This is a genomic window from Bradyrhizobium sp. CCGB01, from assembly GCF_024199795.1.
Taxonomy (GTDB): Bacteria; Pseudomonadota; Alphaproteobacteria; order Rhizobiales; family Xanthobacteraceae; genus Bradyrhizobium.
In genome coordinates this window covers 1,874,495-1,898,561 of record NZ_JANADK010000001.1, presented here as the reverse complement: position 1 = coordinate 1,898,561, position 24,067 = coordinate 1,874,495, and the positions used below count along the sequence as shown (strand labels likewise).

The following is a 24,067-nucleotide window of genomic DNA, read 5'->3' as shown; positions in this document are numbered from 1 at the left end:
CGATCAAATATACCGAGCGTTGGCAACAAAGCTCGCGCCCGTATCAACTGGATGTTCACAACAGACAAAGCTCGCGCCAAACTGCGGCGCGCCTATCCAGGCATGACCAAAAAGTCAAAATCACTGTGACGAGCTACTAGCCCCGAATTCTCGCTTAGAGCAGGCTAATCGGCGGACGAAGCCCCTGCAAGGCCTCGCTAAGGAATGTAGAAACGGCCGCTGTCCGACAAGGCAGTGTTCAATCTCTGACGGTCATGGTCCTCAATCCGCCAAAAGCTGTGCAGCGAACACGAGAACAGAAGCTGCTCGGCCAATCTCCTAAGTGACCATGCGTTTGGCATGCACCTTGCACCATAAAAGGTTTGGGGACGTGGTGGAAAAGGCACCGTGCTCGCACAGTTTCCCCCTAAGCGCCGCTTCTCTCAGGTCGTACTTTGACATCGCTTGCGAGCAGTTAGCCGGATGAACCACGCCATGGATAGACAATCCGGCACCACAGCGTGAACAGCATTACGGGGCATACTCTAGAACAGAGGAGGCCAGGCCATGTCTGACTCTTTCCAACGCTCTAATGCAGCCGAGTCGATGAAAGCGCAACGTGCTGAACTTGAACTTGAATTCAACCAGAGCCCATTCAGAATCTACGCTGATCGCACAATAGAGGTGGGTGCCAAGACCATCAACGTGTTGCAAATGACGTGGACACTGCGGGCTAAGCGCAGCTGCGAGATGGCATTCTCGCGCCTGCCCGAGCTTTTGGCAAGCGGCGAACGTCTGGCAAAAGATCTGTGGAACCTCCGTAAGGACGGACGGATTGGGCTTTCCTGGCGCGAATACATCCGCGACGCCGGCGAGCGCGCCATATTGCTAATGGATGTTCTCCGAGAGAGCGGCGACATCTTCCTTGAATATGAGGCGGCGGGCTGTCCACCCGCCCTTTTCTACGAGTACGAGACGATCATGGACGGACGGGATCTTCCTGTAAAATCCAACTTCGTATTGCTACGCATGATCCCAGCACAAGATGTTACCGTCGATTACTCGCATCGTCGGCCCTTTGTTATCATCCCTCCGCGTGCGGGACACACCGCGGGTGTCGGCGCCCACGCAGCGGATAGTCAGGTTGGCGTCGCATTGCGTGCAGGTCATCCCGTTTATCTGGTTTCCTTCCGCCGCGAGCCGGAGCCGGATCAGCATCTCTCTGATGTCGCCTATGCGGAAGCGGCCTTTGTTCGGGAAGTCATGCGCCGGCATCCGCGTGCCGCTCTCCCCGCAATCATTGGCAACTGCCAAGCTGGCTGGGCGACCCTCGTCATGGCCGCAACAAACCCTGACTTGACAGGCCCCATTACCATCAATGGATCGCCGGTGTCAGCCGTGTCGGGGAACATCGGCGACAATACCTTCCGCTACATTGCCGGCATATTCGGCGGAGTCTGGATTCCAATGTTTCTGTGCGACCTTGGCAAAGGAATGTTCGACGGCGCCAATCTAATACACAATTTCGAATTGCTCAATCCCGAGCGGCTGTTCCTAAAGTACGCCGACCTTTTTCGCGACGTGGATACAGCGCGCGAAAGCTTTCTTGCAACAGAGAGGTGGTGGGCCAGCTTCTGCCTGCTGCACGAGAACGAGATCTGCTGGATTCTAGAAAACCTGTTCATCGGCAACCGGCTTGCGAGAAACAGGGCCTATCTAGCATCAGAACGTCAACACGTGGATCTCAAGCAGATCGGGGCACCGATCATCGTGTTTACCAGCCATGGCGACAACGTTACGCCCCCCCAGCAGGCTCTGAATTGGATTACGGATGCTTACGAAAACGAAGAGGAAATCCGCGTTCGCGGCCAACGCATTATCTATTTGGTGCATAATGACGTCGGACACCTCGGCATCTTCGTCTCTTCGAAAGTTGTCAATCGGGAGTTTAGGCAAGTCGCAACCACTCTTGAGGCGATCGAGGCGTTGATGCCCGGGCTCTACGAAATGTGCGTCATGGATATTCAGGAACATGATGGACGAAAAGACTACAGTGTTGAGCTAGTCCAACGCAGTTTCAAGGACATCCTGGCATTTAACGACAATTATCGCGACGAGCGTCCTTTCGGCGCGGTGGACCGCGCATCGCAACTTCAGGCGCAGGTCTATCACACTGTCGCCCGCCCATTCGTCAGAGCGGCGGTCACAAAAGTCACGGCTGACGCCAGTCGAACTGTTCATCCGCAGCGTTTGTCGCGAGCGCTACTCTCTTCGCAAAACCTGATGCTCGTCGGCTTCAAGTCCCGAGCTGAGCAGGTTCTTAGGTCTCGAGCAAAGGCTAGAGCGGATAATCCTTTCTTGATTGCGGAAGCGCTGTATGTGCAGCATATCGAACGGACGATCATCTTCTGGCGCGACCTGCGCGACACGATCTATGAGCTGGTGTTCCACAGCATGTGGAATACTCCTTTGCAGGACTACTTTGGTAGTCACTACGAGGTGAATGCGAGGCAAACGACACTCGAAGAATTGCGGTCGCGCCCTGACGTTTGCTTCGCACTCAAGGCGATTGCGACCGGCGGCTTCATCGAAGCGGTCGTTCGTATGATGACGCTGCTTGTCAACGATCGCGGTGGTATTCGCCGCGATCGTCTGGACCGCTGGTCGCGCGTTCTAACGCAGGACGAACCGTTCCGCTCTCTCGCGTCTGATCGCCTGAATGCAATCACTCGCCAGCAGACCATCATCGCGATCTTGGAGCCGGAAAGAGCAATCGAAACGTTGCCATTGCTACTGGATGACTCTGAGGCACGACGCCGGGCCTATCTCGTCTCATGCTATATACCCGGCCCGGTTGCGGAAATGTCGCCAAGCACGACCGCTCTCTTACGGCGGTTCGCTCAAGTTCTTGACCAGCCACCCATCGCTGGCGATGTAACGGAAGATCCGTTGGTGGAAATGGGGCGCGAGTAACGCGCCGGTGGCTTGGCGAGGAAAGATGTGGCGCCGCCGCGTCGAGAGGCAACGAAGCTCTGTCCCGGAGCTCGGAGTAACTGAGACATGGCGCACCTGTTGACGGGAATGCTCGATCACCACGCACGCGAGCCACATGGTGCTGGTCGGATGCCTGAGTACTAAATCGAAGGAGGGCTGAAGAATCAAGAATGGGATTTGAGGAAGGAAGGGGGTGTACGGATGCGTTTCCCTTTCGAATAAGAGCCCGCCTACTTTCCAGATACTTCTTTCGCCGCTGGAAACCGCAAAATGGAGGTTTTCGTCTTGGACCACGATACTATCCGAGCCGAGCTGATGTACTTGGAGTCCCTTGGCGCCCGACCCTCCGGCTCAAAGCCGCATAATCAACTGGTTGAGCACGTCAAACAGCAGTGGGTAGATTTCGGCATGCGAGTTTACGAGGACGTCCTGCATTTCGATCGCTGGAGTATGACTGCAGAAAACCCCAACGGTCTGGGCCTTTTGATCGACGGACGCGACGTAGCGATCTCTTCCGTCTTTCCCTACTCCGGGACAACCGGGCCCCGAGGGACCGAGAAGCAGTTGCACAGATTGCCTGGCGCAATACCGCGATGGGCCAAAGCGCGCGGAGGCATCGCTGTCGTCGAGGTCCGCAACCATGAGTTTCCGTTTAGTGCGGTGGTCGAGACGTGGGATCGGGCGCGTGCGTGGGGCAAGACTACTATGCCGCTACTGCCCGCCACACTCGCCGGCCTCGGTCTAGCGCGTGCCCGCAGAGCTGGTGTCGAAGCGGTGATATTCGCCTGGCGTGGCATAAGCAGCTCCAACGCCCGAGGACAGTATTTACCATTCACGTTGCCCTACCAGAGCATTCCATCCATCTTCGTAGCTGGAGAGGAGGCCGACTTTGTGCTGGACGCCGCCTCTCGGTGCAGGCGGGCGGTACTCGTCCTTGACGCGGTAATCGAACGAGACAGCACAATGCGAACAATATGGGCGGTCGTCGAAGGTAGAGACGCGCGCAATGAAACTGTGCTCGTGGTAAGCCACAGCGACGGTACAAACGCTGTCGAGGAGAACGGCCATATTGGTTTGACCGAACTCGCGCGCCAGGTTGTCGCTGAACCATTGTCACGCACGGTCATCTTCGTATTGGCCGCTGGACACCTGCGAATCCCGGCAGTCACCGACCATGGCCAGGCCACTTCGCGCTGGTTGCAGGATCACCCACAGTGGTGGGCGGGTGGCCCCGGAAATCGCCTCGCAGTGGCAGGTTTGGTGATCGAGCATCTCGGCGCTCAAGAATACTGTGACAACCCCCTAGAAAACAGCTACGGGCCGACAGGCAAACCTGAATCCGAATTGCTCTATGCCTCTAACCCGCAGCTGACGGCGCTTGTCGAATCGGAGTGGCGCACACCCGCGCAAGCGCCGAGAGTATCGGTCCCAAACGCACTCATTCAGTTCGGCGAAGGCCAACCGCTCTATTTAAAAGGCATCCCCAACATCGCACTCGTAACCGTACCGCAATACCTGCTAAGTACCGAACCGGGCGACTACGTCAATATCATTCTGCTGGACAGACAAGTAAATAGCTTCGCGCGACTCCTGCATCGAATTGACGAAATGCGCACCAATGAAATTGGCACCGTCAAGCCTGTTACGCCACTCGGGAAGGCGGCTGCCGCGCTGCGCGGGATTGGTATTCTATTCATCTGGTATACAAGTTCGTCACATAAAAGATCGCTGGGGTTCTGAAGGAGAGCGGTTGTGGCGAATGCAGGTGTGAGAGGCCGGCCGATCGCGCCGTTGGCGCTGAGTCAACAAGAGCGGGCGTACTTGGCAGGTTCGTCGTCATCGTGTTGCCCGGTCGCTATCTGAGCGATGCCGCGCGATCCTGCGGTGTGCGGATAGCTTGTCAAGCAAGTCTGTGGCTGCTGAACTCGGCCTCCATGAACACACGGTTGGCAAGTGGCGTCGCCGGTTTTTGAAGGATCGCTGTGATGGCCTGCTTGACGAGGCCCGCCCTCGCCGTCCTCGAACCATCAACGACGATCAGGTTGCTGAGGTACTCGAGCGGACATTGCGTACGACGCCCACCGACGCGACGCACTGGTCGATCCGTTCGAGGGTTGCGGAAGTCTTGAAGTTTCTAAAAGAGAATCGATGCTCAGGTTCCTGAAGGCCTCGATATCCATTCTAGACAATTACGCCACCCACAAAACACCCACAATCAAAGCGTGGCTCGCCCGTCGTCCGCATTATCATGTTCACTTCACGCCAACGTCCGCGTCATGGATCAATCAGGTCGAGCGCTGGTTTTCTAAACTTACCAGAAAGCAGATCCAGCGAGGTGTCCACAACTCCGTCAGGCAGCTCGAGGCCGACATCCGCACCTTCATCGACCTGCACAACAAAAACCGAAGCCCTTCAAATGGACGAAGTCCGCAGACCAGATTTTGGCTTCCGTCAAAAGCTTCTGCCACAAAGCCCAGCAGACTTCATGTGGCGAACTCTAGATTCACGTGACTAGCATAACGGCAATTGAGGGCAAGTTAGCAGTTCACGCCCCTCCTTACCTCCAAGGCGGATCCACTGTCGGTATGCGCTAGAATGGTGCAGTATGTATGATCGGCGTTCCGGCTATGCCGTGCGACTTCCGTTGCTGACGCACAACGGCGCGCGCGTGCTTCAGGCGTTCGTCCTCAGATGCGAGATTCCCGCAGCAATGCAGAAGGACGGAATCCTCCATTCTTCCTCGTTGGAATGGGTCAGGCAATCCTGTGTATGTCGGGTGCGGATCGCATGGATGATGCTCGGAGATTGGTGACAGAGTGTCTCCGTCAGGCTCCTGGATGGCGTCGATCGACGGCGGTGCTTCCACCTTGGGTGAGGTCACCCCAGCTCAGGGCCGAATTCATGGAGGCATTTATCAAGGCCGGGCTTCCCGAATGATCAAGGCGAGCTCTCCAGGGTCACAGCGGAGTGAGCGATCGGAAGCTCGACGAATCCGGCCTACGTCAACAGCTCCGACATCACGAATTCTTGCCGCGTGCGCGCCAGCGCGCGATCGAGTCGGACCGACAACGAGCGACGCGCGCCGGGTGTGCTGACCGCAATCCAGAAGTCGCGTCCGCATGTCTGCTTGTGGCCGATTTTGTTGAACGGTAAGCGTGGCCTCGAGGCTCCACTATGCGTGATGACGTTTCACTACAACGCACTCGGCAACTGCGATGGCCGTCAACGCATTACGGAACGCACCGCCACTCCGACAGCTCTCGCGGAAAGCCCATCTCCTTTGGGTTCCCAGCCGTGGGCCAACAGCATGTTCCGTTCGCGAGTTCGTCTGCGGCTACAACGGGGGAGATGTACTGGCCTAAAAGCTGACCGTCAAACAGGAGGGCGCATCCGCCCAGGACGATAATAATCTCGGCTGACCCCGCACTTGTTTCGTACGTCCACTTCACAGCTCTCTACTCGGGCTATAGACCTTCTTCAGCCGTTCGTCAGAAACGGGGCCTCGTGGAGACCGAGCATTTCCAGCGAACCAGGGCGTGCCCAACGCCGCCACAAGAGTCGCCGTCAGTGTTGCCTGCGCCAGTGCATCGCTGAACATGCCGGGACCGAAACTGGACACTAGACGCTCTCCGCTACTTCGTACCCGTTCCTGCCTCGGCTTCTTTACCATGCGATGCCAGACCGAAGCGGCCCACAGGATCGCCCTGGCACACCTCACTACTACCCACCACCGAAGTTAGCAGCGACGTGACTCGACCCTTTCGTGACGGACCAACGAAGCGCTGTCTCTGCCGCGCGCCGCTAACATCTCAAATAGCAAAGCTGATCACCGCGCTGCCCATGGGTGCATGTCCGCCCAATCTATACAGCTAGGAGATCCTGCAGGCACCTACCAGGATTGGTCGCCTGATTAATCCCATGCCGACGTCTAAATTAGTCACCTCAGCACGGTCCGCAAACGCAAACACCCAGCAAACGCCGATGGCTCAGCGACCGCTGACGCCGACAAAAGAGAAGAATACAGTGTGGAAGAATATGCAGACGCGGATAGCGCGAGCTGTTGCTTTTCGCATACACAATCATCACACTTGCAACTGCAGCGATCGCATTCTTTCTCGACCGGCGGCAGTCGAAAGATGGGCAGCGGCCGATCCGCAGATGTAATCGGTAGCGGCCCGACAGTGACAAGCAGCTCCAAACTGCTGGCCGGGGTTGCCCGATCGCTGTTGTGAAATGGACCCTATGCTGAGGACGACTTGGTCCGGTTTCTTAGGTGGAACTGCATCCGTTCGTTCTCCCCCCGATTGCGTCGATGACGCACCTGCCGTGTGGCGACGTTAGCAGCCGGCGCGCTTGCGCGCGTCGATCGCAACGTCACGTTCATCCTCGCCCTAAAGACAGACTTGAATCCGGCTCGAAGGCGACCTGTCTAAACAACTTTATGCTAATCTTGCTTGCTGCTATTGTGGCTGAGGACAATGCGCAGCGTTGTCCAAGCTTCTCGATTGCGCGAAGTTTTATATCCACAGCCTCTTCGCCGAATGCGCCGGTGACACCAGCCCGCCGACCGCGCGCGGTTTTCCAGCGCCTGATGCGAGCGCCACAGCCGCTAGATGAACACGTTATCCATCCAGCGCCCGCGAGCGTCCATCGAGATCCTGACGCCGGTGGCGGCCAGCGTGCCGGTAAGGGCGGCGCTGGTGGACTGGCTCCCTTGGTCGGTATTGTCACGCGGCCGGAGGCAGGTGAAATGATCCGCCGTCTCCTCGCGCTCTACCAACATCCTCGCCCGACCTTTGCACACCGACGAAGGGGAGCGAGCCTCTCCATCGCTTCTGCATCCTGATTCAAAACAGCCCTGATACAATCAAACGTATGCCTGACCTTCTTCGGCCTTCGAATTGCGCTAATTCTTTTGCCATCTTGGCAATTCTGCCCCGTCAAGTTCGAATGTCGTCGACGACTCCCGGACGGGCACATTTACACGTCTTGACAGTACTAGCGGAATGACGCCTCGTGTTGCCGTGGGTATAAGGGGAAGCGATGCCATGGCTTGGCGACGAAACACGATTTACCCAGAGCTGCCGTGTATTGACCCGGCCCGGCGTCCGCCCGCAGCAGTTTCGTTTTCAGCTGGCCCGGCGAACGGCCCCTGATGCCCCTCGAATTCCATCGTGCAGTCGAAGACATGGAAATATGGAGCGCAAGCAGCGACGACTATTCGTTCGTGATCAGCTTCCAGAGCCCCTCTGGACCAGGCTTTTTCGGAAGGTTGGGCTACGTCGCGTCGTGGCGTCCGCTCGACCCGAGCCGTGGCGCGATCAGGGTTCTAGGTTCGCCCCTCCAAAGCTTCGCTGAGGCCGAGGACGCCTGTAACACCATGCTGACTTACCTCAAGGAAGAAACGGATTCCGCTGCCCCTAGAAAACGTGAACCTCCTTAAATGCCGCATTCCAAGTGCCGCCAAGGATATCGGCAACGAGGTGCTACTATCTACAAGTTCGAGTAGTATATAATGCTGCCCAACGCATGTTACAGGTTCACCACACAGCAATGGCTGCTGGGGTCGGCAGTCGTGGCGGCGCGCGATTTCGGTCACAACCGCGCCTGGCTTGGACTCTCCGCGACGATCGGTACCTTCAGCTCGTCCCGCCAGCGCTTTCGGCTTACGCAAGCATGCACTTCGATACGCGGCGACAACGGTCATCCTATGTCGTCCGACTGGTCGTCCATCGCGAGCACACTCTTGCCAAAGCTGCTCTTCTAACGGTGCTCCCAACGCTGCGCACAAACAATCCGAGGCCAACCAACCTTGGTAGCTGACTCGCAGCTGTCTTCAGTAGTATCCAACCTATACATGAGGAAAGACCGTTCGCTTTGCGCAGGAGGCAGCATGGATGATCGAAGTGATATCGCTGCGTCGCTGCTCAATGCGGTGTTTCCACTCCATCAAACCCGCGTTCAGTTGGCAGGCCCGTCATTGGGCCAACTGATGACGCCATTGCAAATAATCAGTGATTGGCTCGAAAAGCAGGACGCAGAGGTACAAAGCGAAGTTGCTAATATGGCAGCGTTTATGGTGTTCGACATTTCTGAGTTTATCGATTATAGCGGCCAAGAGCGAACAGCTTCCCTCAGGCAGTGGCTGACCGAGGTGAATCTACCAACCTATACCGTTCTCAGCCGTGCTTTGAAGTTCAGATCCTGCTTCGAGCATTTCGCGGAACGTAGGTTTACTGAGGCAGGGTGGACGCGGTCCGAAGAGGTTCTTCGTAAAGCTCTCGAGGAGGCTGAGCGTGACGCGAGGTCTGACGCTGCAGGCTTCGTTTCAACTGCGCGGAGAATACTTGACGAGTTTTCCATCCGGCGAAGCTGCTGGATAGAGGCTGGGAAGGCTTGGAGAAAACTGGCCAATACCTATCTGACGTCGCGCGCTCTGAGGGAATGGACGACCTCACAGATTGCGCTGCGAACGCGAGTTTCATCCCAGGGTAACAGCTGACCGACGGTATCGAGTCGTGGCACAGACTTGTAATATTGAAATGGACTCGCGGAGCGGGGCCGATCGGACCGGTTGTTAGTTGGAAACTGACCGCTCCTGACCCGTTTCTATCACATTGCCAGACTCTCTGTCTGCTGCAGTTGCAGTGGGCATGTTTCAACGCATCAGCGTCGTCCACCATGTCCACAGCCTTCGCTGGCCTGCATCCGTTCGCGCCAAAGCGCCATCGGCGTGCGATAGTCGTGCGCCTGATAAGGCGATCGTTGTAGAAGCCGATCCAGCTCGCAACCCCTGTCTTGGCCTCGTTGCCGTCCGCATAGCCCTTGAGACAGATGTCCTGATGCTTGAGCGACCGTCATAGCCGCTTGATGAAGACCTTGTCCATCCAACAACCACGGCCATCCATAGAGATCTTGATCAGGCGCACGCATGAACGCCGGTTGACCCGGCAGCTTCAAGCTGGATCCGTCTCGGCCAGCTTGCCGCCAGCGAGGTTAAATACCTGCAGGTCCCTGTCCACATAGTTGGCCACATAGAGGTAGTCGCTGTTTGGGCTGTAAGCGACGCCCTCCGGCAGGCGGCCAAGCGGCGCACGCGCTGTCACTGTCAGGCTACCGCCAGTGCCATCGACATCAGAACTAGTTCGCCGCTCTTAGTCGAACTGCCAGGCAGGAGCGGGGTAGCTGCGGTCTTCCATCGGGCGCTATCAAGAAACCTTCCGGTCCGACACCGGGGCTCATCAAGTCGATCACGTGGGGATGTGGGCCGGTTGCTTCGATAATCACCGCCGCATCAGCGTTGTTCTTCAGTGCGCCGGTGTTTGAGGCAATGACGTATTCTCCGTCCGGCGTGATGTCGATGTTGTAGGGGTTGAATGCCGAAGGAATGTCCATCGAATTGTCGTAGGTCACGTCTTGTCCATCGATTGCCAAAACCTCGATTTTGTTCGCGAGATGAGGCAGACGAAGGCGCGCTTGCCGTCAGGCGCGATGACTACAGCCGCGGCCTGCTGCTCCACCGGCACTTCGCGGACGGCCGTGACCGTCGTACCCTGGATCGAGACAACAGAGACACTTTTTGCCCTCTCGATTGGCAATCAACGCGAGATCGCCCTTCGAAATCGACAGGCCCCGACCTGCCGTCGGGTGTGCTCTGCAAATTAGTGGCGGCCCCAACAGGGAGTTCGCCACCGGCACGCGGGCGCGAATCTTGGGTTTGGCCCGGGCGGAAACATCAATGACCAGCACGGCGTCGTTACCCGGGGCGCCCTTCGCTTGGCCTTCAGGACCATAGGTGATCTTGCTGGCAAGTCCGATCAGGATGTCGTTGGTTCCCGCCTACGCCGAGCCGCTGCCGACCAGGCCAACAAGGCACATGGCACAAAGAGCATTGCGTAGGTTCACGATGCATTTCGTTGCGCCATCTCTGAGTGCGCCTTTCACCGTTGGCGCAGCATTGATAGCTGGCACCCCTTACCGCGCTCAGGCCGCGCAGCCACGTGACCACCTCGGGTCATGAATGCCAAGCATCGAGTGAGCAGACTGCGTCTGCTCTCGAGCGGATAGCATTCCTCGCTCCGTCTGCGGTCCTAGTCCTGTGAGTGTACAACGAAGGCGATTGAAACAGAAAAGTCCACCTGCCAAAAAAAACTTAGCGGGAATGATTAAGCCGAAGTCACCGCACATTATCTCTGGGGATAATCAGGTGCAATATCGTCGCTGCATCGCGAAGTGGCCCAACCGGCCATGGCTCCGAGTTTAGGTACGTTTAATTTCTCAGATTATGATGCTTAGAACTGGTCCGGAATAGTTGAGGGTGAGTGGCGGCCAGCTCGTGGCCTATCTTGCTCCTAGATATTCGGCCGCTGAAGGCACCGAGGCGAAAAGCGCGACCGGCCATTTCTTCTACGCATCTATCGAGGAATGCCGCAGTCGGATCCCATCAGCTGCCGACTTGACGCGTTCGTAGGCAAGCGGGCGCAGGTTGGGATTGTCATAGGGAGACCGCCCGATCAGCACGCCCCCATTCCCGTCAACGTCTCGCTCTTGCGCTCTGGCACATGGAGGTAATCGTCACTGGACGGGACGGCAACGCGCCGGAACCGTCGATGTGGCCTGCTGTCACCGTACGAAACAGATGCTCGCCTATCAGGCTTTCCCCGCCTCTGCTCTCCAGCCAAGCCTTGGCTTTCTCGCGCGCCTCGCCCGCCACTCACTCACTACGAGGATAATGTTGCAGCGCCGAGGCCGGCTCGGACGATCTCCTTGCTTCGCCATAGGCCGGCATCCGATCGGGACTTTCCTTCGGGCCGGCACGGCGAACGGCGAGCATACGCTCGCTCAGCGAGGCCTTGATGAAGCCGCAGCCGTCATGCGGTCGCAGTGCTATCGGCATTCAACAGGTGCGTCCGATCACGGTTCGCGAGAACCGCGAGTGGAAACCTGCTGTAGCCTATTGTCGCTATGCTGACGTCATCGTCAAAGGGACGAACGCCTATGCTGAGGCCGTCCGCAAGGAGTGCCGGGCCTTTCTGGAAGGCAAGTTGACGCTGAATATGGAGAAAACCCATATCACCCACGTCAACGATGGCTTCGTCTTTCTGGGGCATCGGATCATTCGCAAACGGGGATCAAGCGGGCGGATGGCGGTCGTCACGACCATACCCAAAGAGAAGGCCAAGGCATTCGCACGAAGATTGTCGAAGGTCCTCTCTGGTGACCATGATCTTGCCAAGGTCGATACGGGGCCGCCTGAACCGCCAACTGCGGGGCTCGGCGGCCTTCTACAAGTACACGAACTTCACTGCGACCACGTTACGGCACGTCGATCATGTCGTGTTTTGGAAAACGGCGCTCTGGCTTGCGAGAAAGTATCGGAATCGCATCAAACCATTGATGCGAAGCTGGTATCGAGCACCAGTCGCTGGGCAGGCCAAGACCAGGTTTGTCCACGGGGTCGTGAACGAGGCCCGTGTCGGGAGCATTGCACCGATTGGTATCCAGTCCAAAGAAGCAGTTCCGATGGAGAAACCCGGAAGCAAATCCCTACATCTTCAGGGAGGAGCCCAGGAAGACCATCACCTCGCGATATCATTGATGTCGCAACGGCCACGGGCCAGACTTGAACGGAGAGCCGTATGCGCTGAAAGGTGCCCATAGGTTCGGGGAGGAGAAGCGCTCGTGCGCTTCTTACTCCATTCAAGATCACCAGCGGGGTTGGTACTATCTCTCGACCGTGCTCGACGACTTCTCGCGCTACAACGTGGCCTGGAGGCTTGGTCCGACCATGTGCGCCTCCGACGTCACGGCCACGCTCGATCAGGCACTCGCAGCGTCCGGCTTCGACCACATCACCGTCACAAGGCTTTGAGCGACAATGGCTCAAGTTACGTGGCAGACGATCTGGCCATGTGGCTCGACCAGAAGGGCATGCAGCATGTCCAAGGCGCTCGGTATCATCGGGGAAGATCGAGCGCTGGCATCAGACCCTGAAGAACCGCATTCTGCTCGACAATTACTACCCTTCTGGCGATCTCGAACGGCAGGTAGGGGCCTTTGTCGAGCACTACAATCACGTTCGCTACCACGAGAGCATCGACAACCTCACACCAGCCGACTTCTACTTCGGCAGGGCCGAGGCGATCCTTGCAGAGCGCAACCGCATCAAGCGCGACACCACAAACCGACGCTTGCAGCATCGGTTGCAGGCCGTTTAAACTCTAACCCGCATGAACTAGAGCCTCCCTTCCCAAACCGCCTAATCAGTTTCAAATTATCTGACGAGGACAAGCCATTCAAGACACAGCTTGATGGAATTCTCACGGCAGGGAATCAGCTTCAATCTCTGCGCCTTGTGGAGGCTGCGATCAATCTTCGCGAAGAGCCATTCGAGTGAGAAGGTGTGCGCACGCTTCTAGGAATCGAGAAATCGAAATTCTCCGCTAATGTTGCGTCGATCGTCGTCGCGCTCCGAACCGGTCTGGTTCGTTGGCGAATGCGGCTCTATCAGAGCCCATTGCTTATCATTGAGCCAGACGGTCCTTTGCGCATCGAAGTCCCCCGCGGAATCAATCTGACTCGAGGGAATCAGAGTTCGCTAACTAGGTCCAGACCCTAACTCGAGCTCTCGGCTCATCGTGTGTATCGGCCTGCCCGCACCTTCGTGCTCCCGGTGCCTCTTTTCCGACGGTCGCACCATACGCCACGATGTAGGATACCGCGGCAGAACGTTAGCACCGAAACGTCTCATACCGGTTACAAACGCTTCAGGATGGCGTGGAATGCTCGGAGCTTCGCTGATCATTTCAATCGAACCTATAGGAAGCCTGAAAAAACGTACCCCAGCGCTCCATACTGAATTTGGAGAACTGAGTCCCAGTGGTGATTCCCGGGCCACCACAGCCTGTGCATGTCACTTCGCTGTCTTTTTTGGTCCACATGGCCCAGTAGCGCGCGCCGACGCCGACGCTGAAGTGTTTGGTGATGAAGTAGGATAACACGCCTTCAATATGGACGCCGCCGCCACCATTCCCGCGTTGTTCAGCGAAGGTGGTCGTCGGGCGCAAGAGATGATTGTCACGCCCTTTGAAATCGACCCAGGGCAGGTAAGCGACGTCCGTGCTCAAACGCCATTGCTCGGTGAGCATGGTTTCGGCACTTAGGCCGATGCGAGGCGCATTCCACTGAATATTCTGGCTGCCAACGACCCTGGCGTCGCCGGGTGGCAGGCATCTAGTCATCGGGTTGGCGATCTGTACACACCCCCTCGAGTCGGAGCTCTGTTCGTAGTAGCTCCAGCCGATAAATCCGCCGAACTTGTAGTCGGCGCCGCGCAAGAAATCGTAACCGGCATCGCCCGTGTAATAGCTGAACCTCCCGTTTGCCTGGCCTGATATCGTGTTGACATAGGGCGAGCCCCAATCTTCATCATTCATGTTTCCTTTGTTGAAGCGTCCAAGGCCAATATTGCCCTTCAGGAATACTCCCCACGGGCTATCAACACGGCCAAATGCGTCCCCGGAAAGCCCGTCGAGGCCGTGGTAGGTGAGCCTTGATATAAGAATGTTAGGATCTCCAGTAGCGATCTCGAGGGGCACAGCGCTAGCGTTCCATTGGAATCGTCCCCGGCTGAGCCAGAGCCGCGATCCGCCTTCGAACAACCAACCGGCGGCGTAAGCAATCGGCGGCGCGCCGGCGGGCGCTTTCGCGTACAGCGGTGCATCGGACCACTGCGTCCACGGGGCGGCTCCAAAGTGGTAGTTCAATCCGATTTTTGCGATGTGATAATTGCTGGATAGGCCCGTTGTATTCGCCGGAAGAATCTCAAACGGCGGAGACTGCACGGTGGGAGGAGTAGCGACACTCGGCCCACCAAAATGCAGATAGTCGTACTCTACTTTGACCGACCATGCAGGCGTAAGCGCTTGCTCGGCGCCCAGCCCGATGATGCCACCGAGGCGACCATAGTCGAAGTCGGTCTTCTGCTGTGGCGCGAGGCCTTCAAAGTTGTTAAAGATGTGGCCGCGATTGTTTTGCCAAGCAACGCCCCCCTTGAGATAGGCCAGCGTGTGACCCAGCGCGCCAAACGCGTAACCGACGCGACCGGTCCCGGTAACAAATACGTTGGGACCTGCCTTGCAGTTTGCGCTCACGAGAAAGCCGGACGCGGCGAGGCAGGTATTTGTGCCGTCGGAGACATCACCGCTGACATCAAGTTCGACGCCAAACACCCAGCCGTTGTTCTGCCAGTTGTACCCGACCTGACCACCTGCGAGGAATACTGGGGTATCGACGACGTCGCCATAGATTGAAGGACCGTACGGATTGCTGAAGGAGGTTCGGCCGTAGCCGCCTCCGACGTGGCCGCCAATATACCCCCCGGACCAGCTCCACACCGCCGCTGGCAGGTTCACTACTGGCACAAGGTCTGCCGCATTGGCTGCGTCGCTTGCGACGAGCGCAATTGTCGTCGCTCCAAAAAGAAGAACTCGAGATCGCAGCAGACACATCCCTGCGTTTTCTTCGTCCACAACCGAGCGCCCTTAACTTATCGCCTCAGCATCCGTCGGGCGGACCAGACGCTAACAGCGAGTTGCGCCAAGTCCGTCCCGAAGATCATCGCACTGCGATTGTTGATGATGCGGTGAACTGAGCAAGTTACGTGCCGAAGTGAATTCGTAGGTTATGGAGGCACTTCGTGGTGGCGTGTAGGTCAAATTGCTGACATTGGTCTCAAGACCGACAGCTGGCGCAGCCGGGGCGCCACAATACCGATCAGGGTCCTTGAACTTCGATAAGGCAGCACCGCCATCTTTGCCAAGCTCGGCAGCCGTGAGGGACAACATCCGTGCCCTTCCCGGGCCCGAGCTTTGTCCAGTTCGAACAGTTTGAGCGCTTGGTCCCGATAGTCGAGGGAGACAAGCGCGCCCATCGGCCGATCATGTACTATTCCGCGAAGGGCAAGATTGGGAGCCGCAATCCTTCTTCGCCAAGCTTATCGCAACGTCTGTACCGGAGGTTTAAGCTTGCACACCCGAAAGAGCAGGAAGCATTCGAGCCGACCCGAAAGACGTCACCTCAGAGGGCGAACATACGGTCTAATGAGGACAGGTGTGACCTTTCTAACGGTGGTCCACACACTTCACTCGCATAATGTCTGCACATCCTAGTCTTACTGCGTCATAAATTTCCTTAGCTACTTTGACTTGAGATTGCCCTGATGCAACAAGGGCATCGAGATAGTGTGACGACGAGCGCAGCGCTCAATCTTCATCGGACGGTCGCAATCGAATTCGGGACGTGCCGTTCAGGCCGCAATGGCGGATCCCCTCGGCCGATAGGTTTCGGGAATAGCAACTTCCTTGAAGGCTTGGTGGCGGCTGTTTCTGAGAGGGACTCGTCTCTCGCTCGGAGACTAGAAATCCGCAGGCGGCAATGCACAATGTTGCGTGGTCGTGGAAGCCACGCCAGCTTCGCCCCTCGAAGTGACCAAGGCCAAACTCCTATTTGAGTTCGTGGTAGTCGCGCTCGATGCGCCAGCGCAGCTTGCTGCAATATCGACCAGCCGACGAAATACAATGTTGACCGCAAGCGTTGAAAACCAATATTTGGTTGGTGCTGCCTCGCCCTCAGCCACTCGATCAGCAGCCATTCCTCGTGCCGGCATTCGGCGAGCCAGTAATCTCGATGTGACAGACGGACGCGCACACGGGCAAAACGCGAAGACAGCGGTTCTGCCGTGCCCTCACGCCACGTGATCTTGTGCCAAGCATGCGCTGGCAGACCGATCGCGGAGGCGGGATATCTCATGCCTCGTCCTCCCCATCGCCGTTCGTGCTTTTTTGAGCAGCCGGTTCTCCATAGTCAGATCGGCCACGGCCCCCTTCAAGGCCACAGTCTCTCGGCGGAGATCCTTCACCTCGCCAGAGGTCGACGCGCGCGCCGTTTCGCCCCAGGCGGCGCATCCTCCTTCCGCAAAATCCCTCAATTTGTCTCACAGGCGTTGACGGCGAACAGCAAACGAAGCTCGACTGCAGCATCATCGTTCGAAGCCCGTCCTTCTTGTCCGCATCACTCGCAGAATGAACGCGAAGAAGGCGGGGACAAAGAAGATCGCAAGAACCGTCGCCGAGATCATGCCGCCGAGAACGCCGGTCCCGATAGCATTCTGGCTAGCTGCGCTGGCGCCCGATGCGATGGCGAACGGGACGACGCCGAGCGTGAAGGCGAGAGACGTCATGATGATGGGCCGGAAGCGGACGCGAGCGGCCTCAACTACGGCATCAGCTAGCGATTGGCCTTCAGCGTAGTAGTCCTTGGCAAACTCGACGATAAGGATGGCATTCTTCGCTGACAGGCCGATGATGGCGATCAGTCCGACCTTGAAGTAGAGGTCGTTCGGCAATCCGCGGAGCATCACGGCCAAGACGCAACCGATTGCGCCAAGCGGCACGACGAGCATCACTGAGAGCGGGATCGACCAGCTTTCGTAGAGGCCGGCGAGCAGCAGGAAGACGAAGAGGATGCTTAGGCCGAACAGAATTGGCGCCTGCGATCCTGATTTGATCTCTTCCAGCGACTGCCCGGTCCATTCGGAACCGATACCATTCGGCAACTCGGAGACAAGTCTTTCCATCTCGGCGACCGCTGCACCCGACGAATGACCTGCAGCCGGCTCGCCCGCGATGCGCACCGTCGGATAACCGTTATATCCAACGATCTGCGGCGGGCCCTTCCGCCACTGCGCCATGGCAAACGAGGATAAGGGCACCATCCCGCCGCTCGCATTGCGGACGTTGAGCTTCAGCAGATCCTCCACCCGAAGCCGGTCGTACCCCCGAGCCTGGATGATGACCCGCTGCATGCGACCGGCGTTCGGGAAGTCGTTAATGTAGGACGATCCGAGATTGGCTGTGATGGAGTTGTTGATGTCGGCGAAGGTCACGCCGAACGTGTTGGCCTTTTCGCGATCGATAATGAGCAACACTTGCGCGGCGTCGGACAATCCTTCAATACGAAGGCCTGCTAGCATCTGACTCTTGGCGGCCTTCTCAATCAACTCGGCCGCCGCTTCCGCCAGTGCTGCCTGACCCAGACCCTTGCGATCCTGAAGCCGAAAGGCAAAGCCGCTAGTGTTGCCGAAGCCCTCGATCGGCGGCGGTGAAAGCGCGAAGCTGGTCGCGTCCTTCAATGTAAGCAATTGCCCGTTGGCCCGGTCGGCAATCTCCTGGGCGGCCTGGCCCTCGCCCCGCTCGCTCCAGTTTTTGAGGGTGACGAACATCAAGGCGGCGTTCGCGCCGTTGCCCGAGAAGCTGTATCCCTGAATGGCCACGATATCGCGTATGGCAGGCTCAGACTTGAGAAGCGCCTCGATCTGCTTGATCGACGCCAGGGTCCGGTTGGCGCTGGATTCCGGCGGGCCCTGAATGTCGACGACCAGATAGCTCTGGTCCTCATTTGGGAGGAAGGCGCTGGGGAGGCTGACGAAAAAGCAGCCAAGGCCGATGACCAGGGCAAGGTAGATCATCATCATGCGTCCGGCGCTCCGCACGCTACCGCTTGCAGCGCCGGTGTAGCGGTCGGTCAATGCTTCGAAGTTGCGGTTGAACCAGCGCCCAATTCCTCCCTTCTCATGATAACCATGCTTGATCGGTTTGAGGAAGCTCGCGCAAAGTGCCGGCGTTAGCGACAGCGCCAGAAATGCCGAGAACAGGATCGAAACGACCATGGTCAGGCTGAACTGGCGATAGATGATGCCCGTCGAGCCAGGGAAGAACGCCATCGGAACGAAGACGGAGGAAAGAACGAGCGTGATCCCGAGGATGGCCCCCGTGATTTGGTTCATAGCCTTTTTGGTGGCGGCCTTCGGTGACAGGCCCTCCTCGGCCATAATACGCTCGACGTTCTCGATGACGACGATGGTGTCATCGACAAGGATTCCGATCGCGAGCACCATCGCGAACATGGTCAGGACGTTGATGGAGAACCCCGCCGCCAGCATGACCGCGCCGGTGCCGAGCAACGCGATCGGCACGACGAGCGTCGGGATCAGCGTATAGCGGAAGTTCTGCAGGAAGACGAACATTACCACGAACACGAGCGCCACCGCTTCGAGCAACGTCTCCAGCACTTTCTCGATCGAGGCGGCGACGAAGGGACTGGTGTCGTAGGGCACTGAGTATTTCACACCGGGCGGGAAGAACCGCGACAATTCCTCCATTTTCGCGTGGACGGCACGCGACGTCGCAACCGCATTGCCGCTACCGGAAAGCTGGATGCCGACGGCTGCGCTCGGCTGGCCGTTCAGGCGGCTGGAAAAGTTGTAGTTCTCGGCGCCGAGTTCGAGACGCGCAACATCCTTGAGCCGGACCGTGCTGCCGTCCGGATTTGCCCGCAGAACGATATTGCCGAATTCTTCGACGTTGGCGAGCTGCCCCTTGATGAGAACGGTCGCCGTCAGGTCGGTCGTGACTGGATTCGGTGATGCGCCGATCTGCCCGGCCGCAACCTGGGCATTTTGTGCCAGGACCGCATTGTTGATGTCGGCGGCAGTCAGCCTGACGCCGACCATCTTGTCTGGATCGATCCAGACGCGCATCGCGCGTTGAGCGGCGAACAGCTGCGCGCGCCCTACTCCGCCAAGACGGCGCAGTTCGCCAAGGACGTTGCGACTGAAGTAGTCGCCGAGCCCGACTTCATCAACCTTGCCGTCGGTGGACGTCAGCGACACGATCATGAGGAACCCGGCTGAAGCCTCTTCCACTGTCACGCCCTGCGCGGTCACCGCCGCCGGCAGTCGGGATTGAATTCGCCGGAGCCTATTCTGCACGTCGACCGAAGCCTGCTCGACGCTTGTGCCGGCCTCAAAAGATACGTTGATGCTGATCGAGCCTGACGCGTCCGAAGTCGATTCGAAATACATCAATCTGGCGGCGCCATTCAGTTCCTCCTCGATCAGGCGCGTGACCCCCTGATAGAGTTCCTGCGGCGAGGCCCCCGGATACGAAGTCGAAATCGTCAGTTGCGGCGGCGCGACCTTGGGGTACTGCGCGACCGGCAGCAGCGGAATCGCAATGACGCCGGCAATGGAGATGAACAGGGCAAAAACCCAGGCCAGGACCGGCCGCCTGATGAAGAAGTGCGGCATCAACTTACCTTGTTCGGTTGTTCGGTTGCTCGGCAGAGATTCCTGCTTCCCGGTCGGCAGGCTTCCTTGACTCCGGCACAACCTTGCCGCCCGAGTGGACCTTCTGCAGGCCTTCGACGACGACCCGCTCTCCCTCCTTTAGGCCGGCCTCGACGACCCATTCCGAGTCGAGCGCCCGTCCAAGTTCGATGTCACGCGCCTCTGCAATCCCGCCTTCCGATACGAGATAGACCTGCGCCCTGCCGTCGCGTGCCCGGGTTACGGCACGCTGAGGGATGGTGATCGCGCCCTCGCGAACTGCCTGCGCGGTTCGCACCCGAACAAACATGCCGGGCAGCAGGTCGTGCTTCGGGTTGGAGAACTGGGCGCGCAGAGTGACCTGCCCGGTGGTGGGATCGACGCTGGCGCTCGCGAACAGCAACCGCCCCGCTTCCGGATAGAGGCTGCCGTCGTCGAAAACGAGCTCGACCCGAGCCTCTCCCGGCGCCGGGCTGGCGAGCTTGCCTTCCTCAACCGCGCGCTTCAGTGCGAGCAACTCCTGCGCCGATTGCGTGAAGTCGATATAGACCGAATCCACCTGCTGGATCAGCGCCAGATTCTGCGTTCCGTCGGCGGTGACAAGCGCGCCCTCAGTGACGAGAGCGCCGCCGATGAGGCCACTGATTGGCGCGCGAACCTCGGTGTGGTCGAGATTGATCTTCGTCTCGGCGAGCGCAGCTTCGGCCAATGCAACGTCGGCATCGGCCTGGGCAAGTGTCGCGGTTGCCGCATCCAGGTTCACACCGCTGGTGGCGTCGCGCTCGTGAAGAATCTTCTGGCGCTCGAACTGCTGACTCGCATTTTGCTGAACGGCCCTGGCTCGGCGCAGCGAGGCTTCGGCGCTCGCCACGCGCACCCGGAAGAGCTTCGGATCGATGCGGTAAAGGAGGTCGCCTTCCTTGACCGGAGTACCCTGCGTGAACACACGCGCCTGAAGGATTCCGGAAACACGCGCGCGAACCTCGGAGATACGCGTCGCAGCGACGCGTCCCGGAAGCTCGTTCACGACCGGAACGGGATGCGCATTGACTTCGATCACGCTGACCGTTGGCGGAGGCAGTTCCGCGCCTCGCTGCGCGGCAACGCCATCAAGCGTTAGCGAGAGGAATGCGGCCGCTGCCAGATATGCCCTCGCGCGCGGCAGACGTCTGGTGCTGTGCATTTTATTTCCTTGAGTGCCAGCCGATCGCGGACTGCATCAACTTCGTTGGGATGGGACGGTTAGACCGTCCCACACGTGCTGGGATCTCGGGTCGATCGGCTACGTCCTACTCATGGTAATCAATGCTAGTTCATCCTTCTTTGAGATCGACAGACCGGACGGCTGCCGTCGCCGCCTCGATTGCTTCCTGATCTTCTGGTTCCGTATGATCAAACAAAATCTTGGGCATAGTCATGATACGCTGAGCCAGGAGCGATTGAGACTTCTAATCTTACCCATCGCGCTTTTCGAGAATGATGACGTTGCGGGTAGAATGCCTAGCAGTCCCCTGAAAATCGCAGTCGACTGAAAGCTGAACGCGCCACAAGTCGCCCTTTGCCGTTTGTTGCTCCACCGTCGGTAAGTAGTGCCCCCTAACAAGATCGCCAAAAATGCAACGACCGCGCCGCAGAAGATCGCTCAGTTGCCTCGCGTTGTCGTCATGAAGATAAAGTCAGCGAGGTCATGTAGAAAGCGATGGTTCACGGCCTTTTCGTTGTTTATCAACTCGTGAGCAACAAGGGAAAGTGCGAACGCCTGCAAGTCTCGTTCCGTTGGTTTCGTATATATGGAGCCACAGTTTCATTGTGCCATCGGGTGCTACCTCCTAGGTGACCGTATATTCGTCCTTGGCAGACCGGCGTTTGGCCCATGATAAAGACAACGGGCTCGCCAATGTCCGTCTCGGCCAACCGCCCATCCCCTGGGAACGAAGTGGGCTACCGTCGAGACCGCCGTCGCACCATCCTGCGCTCGCCAAGTTGATCTAAACTGGTCAATAAGGGCGTTGTCATTCGCCCGAACGTCAACGCCCTGACCGGCCGGCTACCCCGCAAACTCTGTAGGCCAAGACTGAAACCGAGGCAGAGACAGAGCCGAAACCAAAGCATGCGGTCATTTCTCTACCCGTGCAGCCGGTCCGGATTTTATCCCGGATGAGATCCGCAAGGCGCCTACCCGAATTGGTTAGTCGCGATGCCGGCCGCCTAGACAACTCTCGTTCCGGATTGGCCTGGATACTTAATTGAAGTGTCAAAAAAAGCGGTACGGCGCGCGGGTTCTGATCCCGACCGCCGAAATCGGGCGCTCTTTGGCAGAGCTGGCCGATATCGCGATCGAACACAAGCCGCGCCCGGTATGATCCGCGCTGAGGCTCGAATGCCATCACCGTCGGAGTCGTGCGTCATAAATGCACCTCATCCGCTCCGCCCAACCGACATGAATCCGTTAAGCGTAGATACTAGGGTCAAAACCCAATCAGCGGGTTGAGCAGGTTCGGTTTTCCTGATTCTCAGAGGGTGTGGATCTCGGGAGGCGACGTATGGCGTTGTTCTGGTTGTCGGATGCGGCGTGGGCGGCGATCGAGCCGCATCTGCCGAAGAACCAGCCCGGCGCGCGGCGCGTCGATGACCGACGCGTGATCTCCGGCATCCTGCACGTGCTCAAGGTCGGTTGCCGCTGGTGCAATTGCCCGGCCCGACTACGGACCTTCGACAACGATTTACAATCGGTTCAACCGCTGGTCGCGCCGAGGCTTCTGGCTCAAGCTGCTCGACGCGCTGGTGGAGGCAGGGGCGGTCACGAAGAGCACCGCCATCGACAGCACCTACATCAAGGCGCAACGCGCGGCGTTCGGAGCAAAGGGGGGCGTGCGGCCCAGGCGATCGGTCGCTCGCGCGGCGGCTGGACGACCAAGGTCCACGCGCTCACTGACGTCATTGGCCGTCCCTATGCCCTGATGCTGACACCCGGCAATGTCAGCGACATGAAGGCCGCTGCCGCGCTTCTCGAACGGGCCGGGCCGATGCGATACCTGCTGGGTGACAAAGGCTATGACGCCGACCGGTTACGCCGCCTCGCCCGCCAAGCGGGCGCCACGCCCGTCAGACCCGGCCGCCGCAACCGCCGGCGCACCATCCGATATGACAAGCAGCGCTACCGGGGCCGCCACTTGATCGAGAACGCCTTCTGCCGCCTCAAGGACTTCCGGCGCGTCCATACCCGCTATGACAAGCTCGCCGCCAATTTCCTGTCCGCCGTGGCGCTCGCAACCGCCGTCGCCTTCTGGCTCTGATCGAGTCTCAGCCCTTAATTAGATACGGACCCTAGGACGCACTCCGGGTCGGTTAAGCAAGAAAAAACTCGGCAGAGCCATTCCGTCGACGGGCTGGAGCTGCAAAAACCTGAGGGATCGTCGAGCTGTGCATTGGTGTCGGCCCGTCCTGCGGCCTCAGCGACGAAAGCCGGCCCCGTCGCTGCAAGCGCGATGGCGGTCGCAGTCACAAACAAGCATTTTTTCATTCGAGCGTCACTTCCTTAGCTTAACCCCAGCCGTCCTTCTGCTTAACAGAGCGAATGCAAAACGCAAATCTAACGCTACGTCAGGTTACATCTTGTCCCTGTCCGCCGTGGCGCTCGCAACCGCCGTCGCCTTCTAGCTCTGATCGAGTCTCAGCCCTAGATGCCGTAATGGGCCCTGCTCCGAGCAAGGGCTGATATTGCTAGCCCCAAGGTGTAGCCAATGTTGATGTACTAACCGGCCACGCCTGTATTCGTGTCAACAGACAGGAAGATTCCAATGCGGCCCGTACTTCGGCCTGCAAGAATCCGTGGGAGATATCCTCGCTTCAACATCAGCTTTTGTTTTACAAGCAAGATTACCTGCTTTACGGCGACTCACATCACGCGAACATATGCTCCGATCGGCC

The 24,067-nt window shown here is 58.3% G+C and carries 9 protein-coding genes and 5 pseudogenes; 7 read left to right on the top strand and 7 right to left on the bottom strand.

All coding sequences use genetic code 11. The annotated features are described in order from the left end of the window. The first annotated feature begins 546 nt into the window (after positions 1-546). The 3 genes and pseudogenes from NLM25_RS08560 (at position 547) to NLM25_RS08550 (ending at position 5,474) form a co-directional block, all read left to right on the top strand. Positions 547-2,952, top strand: coding sequence for a DUF3141 domain-containing protein (locus NLM25_RS08560; RefSeq protein ID WP_254136640.1), 2,406 nt, complete (start codon positions 547-549; stop codon positions 2,950-2,952). A 291-nt stretch (positions 2,953-3,243) separates the two neighbouring features. Beyond that, a complete protein-coding gene (locus tag NLM25_RS08555; protein ID WP_254136639.1) occupies positions 3,244-4,713 on the top strand; it encodes a hypothetical protein in 1,470 nt (489 codons plus the stop codon). Positions 4,714-4,725: 12 nt separating this feature from the next. Beyond that, positions 4,726-5,474, top strand: a pseudogene (locus tag NLM25_RS08550) (helix-turn-helix domain-containing protein). 2,111 nt (positions 5,475-7,585) lie between these two features. Here the strand turns inward: NLM25_RS08550 and NLM25_RS08545 are convergent. Beyond that, positions 7,586-7,699: pseudogene (locus NLM25_RS08545) on the bottom strand (IS3 family transposase); the annotation flags it as partial. A 1,167-nt stretch (positions 7,700-8,866) separates the two neighbouring features. Between NLM25_RS08545 and NLM25_RS08535 the strand changes: the two are divergent. Beyond that, positions 8,867-9,475, top strand: a complete 609-nt coding sequence (locus tag NLM25_RS08535) for a hypothetical protein (protein WP_254136638.1) — start codon at positions 8,867-8,869, stop codon at positions 9,473-9,475. A 638-nt stretch (positions 9,476-10,113) separates the two neighbouring features. Here the strand turns inward: NLM25_RS08535 and NLM25_RS08530 are convergent. Together NLM25_RS08530 and NLM25_RS44365 are read right to left on the bottom strand one after the other, a co-directional pair. Continuing rightward, positions 10,114-10,386, bottom strand: coding sequence for a hypothetical protein (locus tag NLM25_RS08530; RefSeq protein ID WP_254136637.1), 273 nt, complete (start codon positions 10,384-10,386; stop codon positions 10,114-10,116). A gap of 892 nt (positions 10,387-11,278) precedes the next feature. Then, positions 11,279-11,866 (bottom strand): annotated as a pseudogene (locus NLM25_RS44365) (shikimate kinase); the annotation flags it as partial. 194 nt (positions 11,867-12,060) lie between these two features. On the opposite strand from NLM25_RS44365, the gene NLM25_RS44110 reads away from it, so the two are divergent. Beyond that, entirely contained in the window at positions 12,061-12,633 is a 573-nt protein-coding gene (locus tag NLM25_RS44110; RefSeq protein WP_375167820.1) for a group II intron maturase-specific domain-containing protein, read from the top strand. 55 nt (positions 12,634-12,688) lie between these two features. Next, a pseudogene (locus tag NLM25_RS08515) lies at positions 12,689-13,190 on the top strand (transposase); the annotation flags it as partial. Between the two features lie 588 nt (positions 13,191-13,778). Here the strand turns inward: NLM25_RS08515 and NLM25_RS08505 are convergent. From NLM25_RS08505 to NLM25_RS08485, 4 genes and pseudogenes are all read right to left on the bottom strand, one after another. Further along, complete coding sequence (locus NLM25_RS08505; RefSeq protein WP_254136636.1) at positions 13,779-15,503, bottom strand: outer membrane beta-barrel protein; 1,725 nt, start codon at positions 15,501-15,503, stop codon at positions 13,779-13,781. A 1,261-nt stretch (positions 15,504-16,764) separates the two neighbouring features. Beyond that, positions 16,765-16,924: pseudogene (locus NLM25_RS08495) on the bottom strand (IS3 family transposase); the annotation flags it as partial. 87 nt (positions 16,925-17,011) lie between these two features. Next, a complete protein-coding gene (locus NLM25_RS08490) occupies positions 17,012-20,119 on the bottom strand; it encodes a multidrug efflux RND transporter permease subunit (RefSeq protein WP_254116441.1) in 3,108 nt (1,035 codons plus the stop codon). Between the two features lie 4 nt (positions 20,120-20,123). Continuing rightward, entirely contained in the window at positions 20,124-21,320 is a 1,197-nt protein-coding gene (locus tag NLM25_RS08485) for an efflux RND transporter periplasmic adaptor subunit (protein ID WP_254116440.1), read from the bottom strand. A 1,360-nt stretch (positions 21,321-22,680) separates the two neighbouring features. On the opposite strand from NLM25_RS08485, the gene NLM25_RS08480 reads away from it, so the two are divergent. Continuing rightward, on the top strand, positions 22,681-23,433 hold the full coding sequence (locus NLM25_RS08480; protein ID WP_254136635.1) for an IS5 family transposase: 753 nt from the start codon (positions 22,681-22,683) through the stop codon (positions 23,431-23,433). Positions 23,434-24,067 lie beyond the last annotated feature (634 nt).